General features: G+C 66.4%; 6 protein-coding genes. 4 read left to right on the forward strand and 2 right to left on the reverse strand.

Annotated features, from left to right (window positions below; all coding sequences use genetic code 11):
• Positions 1-75: 75 nt before the first annotated feature.
• Positions 76-1,341 carry an MFS transporter gene (locus tag AC0L20_RS37975; RefSeq protein WP_473295389.1) on the forward strand — a complete coding sequence of 422 codons (1,266 nt, stop codon included), beginning with the start codon at positions 76-78 and terminating at the stop codon, positions 1,339-1,341.
• Here the strand turns inward: AC0L20_RS37975 and AC0L20_RS37980 are convergent.
• Positions 1,338-1,745 (reverse strand): DUF4864 domain-containing protein, encoded by a 408-nt coding sequence (locus AC0L20_RS37980; protein ID WP_247398827.1) that lies wholly within the window; start codon positions 1,743-1,745, stop codon positions 1,338-1,340. The genes AC0L20_RS37975 and AC0L20_RS37980 overlap by 4 nt on opposite strands.
• 53 nt (positions 1,746-1,798) lie before the next feature.
• Entirely contained in the window at positions 1,799-2,437 is a 639-nt protein-coding gene (locus AC0L20_RS37985; RefSeq protein WP_473295392.1) for a TetR/AcrR family transcriptional regulator, read from the reverse strand.
• Positions 2,438-2,676: 239 nt separating this feature from the next.
• On the opposite strand from AC0L20_RS37985, the gene AC0L20_RS37990 reads away from it, so the two are divergent.
• From AC0L20_RS37990 to AC0L20_RS38000, 3 genes are all read left to right on the forward strand, one after another.
• A complete protein-coding gene (locus tag AC0L20_RS37990; protein WP_027568188.1) occupies positions 2,677-3,174 on the forward strand; it encodes a (2Fe-2S)-binding protein in 498 nt (165 codons plus the stop codon).
• Positions 3,171-4,232: an FAD binding domain-containing protein gene (locus tag AC0L20_RS37995; RefSeq protein ID WP_473295390.1), complete on the forward strand. Its 1,062-nt coding sequence runs from the start codon at positions 3,171-3,173 to the stop codon at positions 4,230-4,232. The genes AC0L20_RS37990 and AC0L20_RS37995 overlap by 4 nt, the downstream gene beginning before the upstream one ends.
• Positions 4,219-6,171 (forward strand): xanthine dehydrogenase family protein molybdopterin-binding subunit (locus AC0L20_RS38000; protein WP_473295391.1); only part of this gene is annotated, 1,953 nt, incomplete at its 3' end. The genes AC0L20_RS37995 and AC0L20_RS38000, both read left to right, overlap by 14 nt.

Genomic DNA, 6,171 nt, shown 5'->3' on the forward strand with positions numbered 1-6,171 from the left:
CTCCTTCTTACCGCAGTGCACCGTGCATGCCCAATATCGCGCCACAATGCTTGACCCTGTGGCGATCCGCGGGCCATGGTCCCGCCCGTGCACGCGCCAAATCAATCAGGACAAACACCCGAAGCATTCACCCCTGATTCGCGTCAGGCCTGGATGCGCCTCGTCATTGCGCTTCTGATCGGTTCGATCGGCGGCGTCGGCATGTGGGCGATCGTCGTCATGATTCCCGCGGTGCAGGCCGAATTCTCCGCCACGCGCGGCGCGGTGTCGCTGGCTTTCACCCTGATGATGTTCGGCTTCGGGCTTGGCGGCGTCATCGCCGGCAGGATCACAGATCGGTTTGGAATCGTGGCGGCGATGGCAATCAGCATCGCCTTCCTCGGCGTCGCCAACGTGCTGGCGGGTCTGTCGACCCAGCTCTGGCAGTTCGTGGCGGCGTATTTCCTGATCGGGCTCGGCACGTCGGCGACCTTCGCGCCGCTGATGGCGGAGGCCTCGCACTGGTTCGAGCGCTATCGCGGCTTGGCCGTGACCATAGTCGCGAGCGGCAATTATGTCGCCGGCACGATGTGGCCCCCGCTTGTGAGCACAGGCATGCAGACGATCGGCTGGCGCTTCACTCATATCGGCATCGGCCTCGTCTGCGTCAGCCTGATGACCATCCTGGTGCTGGTCTTGCGCGCACAGATGGGCGACGACAAGGTTCACGATCATGCCAATGCAGCGCCGCCGCGGGTCGGCCTCAAGCTCTCGACCAATACGCTGACGGTGCTGCTCTCGATCGCCAGCATCTCCTGCTGCGTCGCCATGGCAATGCCGCAGGTGCATATCGTCGCCTATTGCGGCGATCTCGGATATGGCGTGGCGCGTGGCGCCGAGATGCTGTCGCTGATGATGGCCTGCGGCATCGTCAGCCGGATCGGCTCGGGCTATCTCGCCGACAAGATCGGCGGCATCCCGACGCTTCTGATCGGTGCGCTGGCGCAGGGCTTTGCGCTCGTATTCTACCTGTTCTTCGACAGCCTGACCTCGCTCTATTTGATCTCCGCGATGTTCGGCCTGTTCCAGGGCGGCATCGTGCCGAGCTATGCCATCATCGTGCGCGAGGCGATGCCGGCGAGCGAGGCCGCAACCCGAGTCGGCATCGTGATCTTCGCCTCCGTGTTCGGCATGTCGTTCGGCGGCTGGGTCTCGGGCGTCATCTTCGACGCGACGGGCTCCTATGCGGCTGCGTTCGCCAACGGCGTGGCGTGGAACGCGCTCAATATCGGCATCGTCTTGACGCTGCTGATCCGCTCGCGGATGAATGCCGTCAAGACCGGCCCGGGTTTTGCGACCTAGACTGCCTGTCCCGCCTTCAGCAGCGAACAACCCGTGATCTTGTAGCTGCCGTCCGGTTGCTGCTCGAGCGTGTAGAGCGCTTCCCAGGCCTCGCCATTGGCATCGATGATATGAACGTGCTGGGCAATGCGGCTGCCCTCGCTCTTGCTGTCGCCAAATTCAAAGCTCTTGTGCCGGTACACCGGCGGGTAGCCGTTTTGCACCATGGACATGAAGATGTCGGGCGCGGGGAAGATCTCCCGGATCGCCGGTGCGGCGTAGGAATAGGCCGCGCGCGCGTCGTCGCGGCCGAATGCCTGCTCCTGGGCGCGGATGATATCCTGTGCCGTCGCGACATCGTCGGCGCGCGCCGAGATGGGACCGAAGGCGACACTGAGAAAGACCAGCAAGGCGGCGATGCGCATGACAGGCTCCGCGTTGAAATCCCGGCGGCGCCGATCCTAGCACATCTCGCGGGCTATCGCTTCCGCTTTGCAGCCGGCTTCGCAGGCTTGGCGGCCGCGCGTACCCTGGCTTTCGTGACAGGCCGCACCCGCAAACCGTCGACGAACACGTCGAGCATCCGCAGCACCGAGGATTGCCAGCCGGGCTGGTCGTGCATGTAGCACATGCCGAAGAACGCGCGGAGCAAGTCCTCGGGACTGACGTCCGCGCGCATCGCGCCGGCCGCGGCTGCGCGGTCGAGCAGCGAGCCGATCGCCTTGGTCAGGCGCTCAAAGGAAAAAGCATGCAACTCCGACCCGCTCTGCACCGCGAGTGCCAGGGCTGCCACCATGCCCTTCTTGGTGGCAACGAATTCGACGCCTGAGTGCAGCCAGCGCCTGAGCGCATCGACCGGGTCCCCGTTCTTCAACTGCTCGGCGAGCTCGCTGAGCTGCTCGACCTCGCGCCGGTACACCGCCTCGAACAAATCCTCGCGCGTCGGGAAATGCCGATAGAGCGTGCCGATGCCGACGCCGGCACGTTTTGCCACCGCCTCCAGGCTCGCCTCGGGACCACCCGCGTTGAACACGGCCTTGGCGGCCTCGAGCACGCGCTCGCGATTGCGCACGGCATCGGCGCGGGGCTTACGGGTCTGGTCGGTGTGCTCGTCCATGCCGGCAATGTAGATCACGAATTGGTTAGATTGAACCCTTGTGGGGCTGCATCGCGTTGATGCGCACGGGCTTTTGACGAATTCCAAATATTTCCCGCCGGCACTTGTTAAGCGGAGGCTGCCTCCGTATCTTCGCTGAAGTCGTTGCCCGGATGATGTTCGGGGAGCGCATGTCGACGGCGGCCACGGCGGTGGCGCGCTGCGCGACGATTCATGTCTATATCTGATCGGAGCCTTGTATGAACCACTCCATCAGCCTCACCGTGAACGGTGCGCGGCGCGACTTCGTCCTCGACGATCCGCGCGTCACGTTGCTCGATCTCCTGCGTGAGCGCCTCCATCTGACCGGAACCAAGAAGGGATGCGACCGCGGCCAATGCGGCGCCTGCACCATTCTCGTCGACGGCAAGCGCATCAACTCCTGCCTCGCGCTCGCGATCAGTCATGACGGCGCCGACATTCTCACCATCGAGGGCGTGGCGCGCGGCGACCAACTTCACCCCGTGCAGGCCGCCTTCATCGCCCATGACGGCTTTCAGTGCGGCTTCTGCACGCCCGGCCAGATCATGAGCGCGATCGGCATGATGAGCGAGGCGCAGGCCGGCAACGATCCCGAGCGCATTCGCGAATGCATGAGCGGCAATCTGTGCCGCTGCGGCGCCTATGCCGGCATCGTCGATGCCGTGCTCGACGCGCAGGCCGGTATGGACGAATCCAATCAGAGGCGCTCCGCATGAAGCAGTTCGATTATGTCAGGCCCGCCACGGTCGCCGAGGCCGTCGCCGCCGCCGCGCAACCAGGCGCCGTCTATCTTGCCGCCGGCACCAATCTGCTCGATCTGATGAAGGGCGGCGTCAGCCGTCCGGATCGTCTGGTCGACGTCACCCATCTCGACGGCCTCGATCGGATCGAGCGCTTCGGCGACGGTGGCATGCGTATCGGCGCACTGGTGAGCAACGCCGATCTCGCGCATGACGCCGACTTTGCCAAGGCCTATCCGGCCGTCGCCGAAGCACTGCTCTCCGGCGCATCGGCGCAATTGCGCAATGCCGCGACTGTCGGCGGCAATCTGCTGCAACGGACGCGCTGCGCGTATTTCTACGACACCGCCAGCCGCTGCAACAAGCGCGAGGCCGGCAGCGGTTGCGACGCGCGCGATGGCGAGAACCGCACCCACGCCGTGCTCGGCTGGAGCGAAAACTGCATCGCCACGCATCCATCCGACTTCTGCGTGCCGCTGGTCGCGTTCGACGCCTTCGTCGAGATCGAGGGCAGGAACGGGCGGCGCGAGATCGCGCTCGACGAACTGCATCGCCTGCCCGGCGATACGCCCGAGCGTGAATCGGCGCTCGAACCGGGTGATCTCATCGTCGCGGTGCGCCTGCCGCCCGCTGCGCGCGGCTTTGCCGCGCATGCGCGCTATCTCAAGGTCCGCGATCGAACGTCCTACGCGTTTGCCGTCGTCTCGGCGGCGGCTGCGCTGCGGATCGAGAATGGCAAGATCGTGGAGGCGCGGCTCGCGCTCGGCGGTGTCGCCGCAAAGCCCTGGCGCGCCCGCGCTGGGGAGGACGTGCTCAGGAACGTCGCGCCCACGGTGGACGCTTTCCAGGAAGCCGCCTCGCGCGCGCTCGCCGACGCAAAACCGTCCGGCGACAACGCCTTCAAGATCGAGCTCGCGCGCCGCATCGTCGTGCGCGCGCTGAGCCTCGCCGCCGCCGGTACGCCCGCGCGCATCCCCCCGCTGCCGGCCTCTCCCTTTGCCTCGACGTCCGGAGCCATTCATGCCCGAGCTTAATCTCACCAGCGCGCCCGCTCATCTGCGCCATGGCTCGAACATCGGCCAGCCGCTGACCCGCCGCGACGGGGTCCTCAAGGTCAAGGGCCAGGCGACCTACGCCGCCGACAATCATCCGCCCGGCATGCTGTTTGCGGTAATGGCCGTCGCCAGCATTTCGCGCGGCCGCGTGACCTCGCTCGATGTCAGCGCTGCCAAACGCCACCCCGGCGTCGTCGAAATCATGACATCGGACCACAAGCCCGAGCTCGCGATCGACCCCGAGATCAAGACCAATCCATTCGTATTCCGGATGGAGGTGTTGCAGAGCAACGAGGTCCGCTACGCCAACCAGCCGATCGCCGTCGTGATCGCCGAGACGCTGGAGGCGGCGACGGAGGGCGCGGCGCTGCTGGCACCGCGCTACGAGACGCTGCCCGCGCTCATCGGTCTCGACGCGGGTGAAAGCTACGTGCCGCCGGTCGTCGGCGTCGGCAACCCCACGGAAAATCATCGCGGCGATGTCGAGGCGGGACTTGCGTCGGCCGAGAAGCGGATCGACGCGGTTTACGAAACGCCGCCGCAATATCACAATGCGATGGAGCCGCATGCGATCGTGGCTGCATGGGATGGCGACAATTTGCAGATCGACATGCCGACCCAGGGTCTCATGCTGTCGCTTGCGCGCGTCGCCGAATTGTTCGGCATCGCGCACGACAAGATCCACATCCGCAGCCCGTTCCTCGGCGGCGGGTTCGGCTCGAAGGGGCTCATGGCTGGTCCTCCGGTCCTCGGAATCATGGCGGCAAAGCTCGTCGGCAAACCGGTCAAGCTGGTGCTGCGCCGCGAGCAGATGTACGGCCCGGTCGGCCATCGCGCGCCGACGCGGCAGCGGCTGCGCATCGGCACCGATGGCGAGGGGCGCCTGACCGCGCTCGAGCACCATGCGAGGACCGTGTCGAGCACGTTCGACGATTTCTACGAGCCTGCGGCCGATGCTTCGCACACGCTCTATGCGGCGCCTGCGATCCGCACCTCGCATGACGCCGTGCGCGTCAACACCGGCACGCCTTTGTTCATGCGCGCGCCCGGCGAGGCGACCGGCTCGATCGCCCTGGAAAGCGCGATCGACGAGATGGCTTGGTCCTGCGGCATCGATCCGCTCGCCTTTCGTCTGAAGAACTATGCTGAGGTCGAGCCCATCACCGGCAAACCGTTCTCGTCCAAGGCGCTGCGCGCCTGCTACGAGCAAGGCGCCGCGCGCTTCGGCTGGGCGAAGCGAACGCTGCAGCCGCGGCAGATGCGCGATGACGATGGTCTTCTGGTCGGCTGGGGCATGGGCACCGCGACCTTCCCGGCGTTGATGTTCCAGGCGGAAGCGCGTGCCGTGCTTCGCCGCGACGGCTCCGGCGCCCTGGAAATCGGCGCGCATGACATGGGACAGGGCGCCTGGACCGCGCTGGCCCAAATCGCGGCCGACGAACTCGGGCTCGATATCGACCGGGTCGAGTTCAAGGCCGGGACGTCCGACCTGCCCGATGCCGGCATTGCCGGCGGCTCCGCACATACGGCAACCGCGGGTGCTGCGATCCATAGCGCAGGCGCGGCCGTGGTTGCGAAGCTCGCCGATCTCGCCACCGGCGACGAGCGCTCGCCGCTGTTCGGCGCCGGCAATGCCGGCGTGATCGCGCGCGATGGCAGGTTGATCCGGCGCGACGACGAGAGCCGCGGCGAAAGCTATTCCGAGATTCTGGCGCGCGCAGGCGTGGCGGAGGTCGAGGCGCGCGGCACCGGCGCGCCGAATCCGGCGGCAATGGAGGAATATGCGATGCACGCCCATGGCGCGGTGTTCGCGGAGGTGAAGGTCGATCCCGAACTCGGCCAGGTCCGCGTCACCCGCATGGTCGGCGCCTTCGCCGCGGGGCGCATCGTCAACCCGCGCATGGTGCAGAGCCAGCTG

The sequence above is a fragment of the Bradyrhizobium sp. Kon58 genome (assembly GCF_055807455.1).

Excerpts from the sequence above, each read along its gene's own strand:
- AC0L20_RS37990 (WP_027568188.1), top strand. The coding sequence starts at position 2,677 with ATGAACCACTCCATCAGCCTCACCGTGAACGGTGCGCGGCGCGACTTC.
- AC0L20_RS37975 (WP_473295389.1), top strand. The coding sequence starts at position 76 with ATGGTCCCGCCCGTGCACGCGCCAAATCAATCAGGACAAACACCCGAA.
- AC0L20_RS37995 (WP_473295390.1), top strand. The coding sequence starts at position 3,171 with ATGAAGCAGTTCGATTATGTCAGGCCCGCCACGGTCGCCGAGGCCGTC.
- AC0L20_RS37980 (WP_247398827.1), bottom strand. The coding sequence starts at position 1,745 with ATGCGCATCGCCGCCTTGCTGGTCTTTCTCAGTGTCGCCTTCGGTCCC.
- AC0L20_RS37985 (WP_473295392.1), bottom strand. The coding sequence starts at position 2,437 with ATGGACGAGCACACCGACCAGACCCGTAAGCCCCGCGCCGATGCCGTG.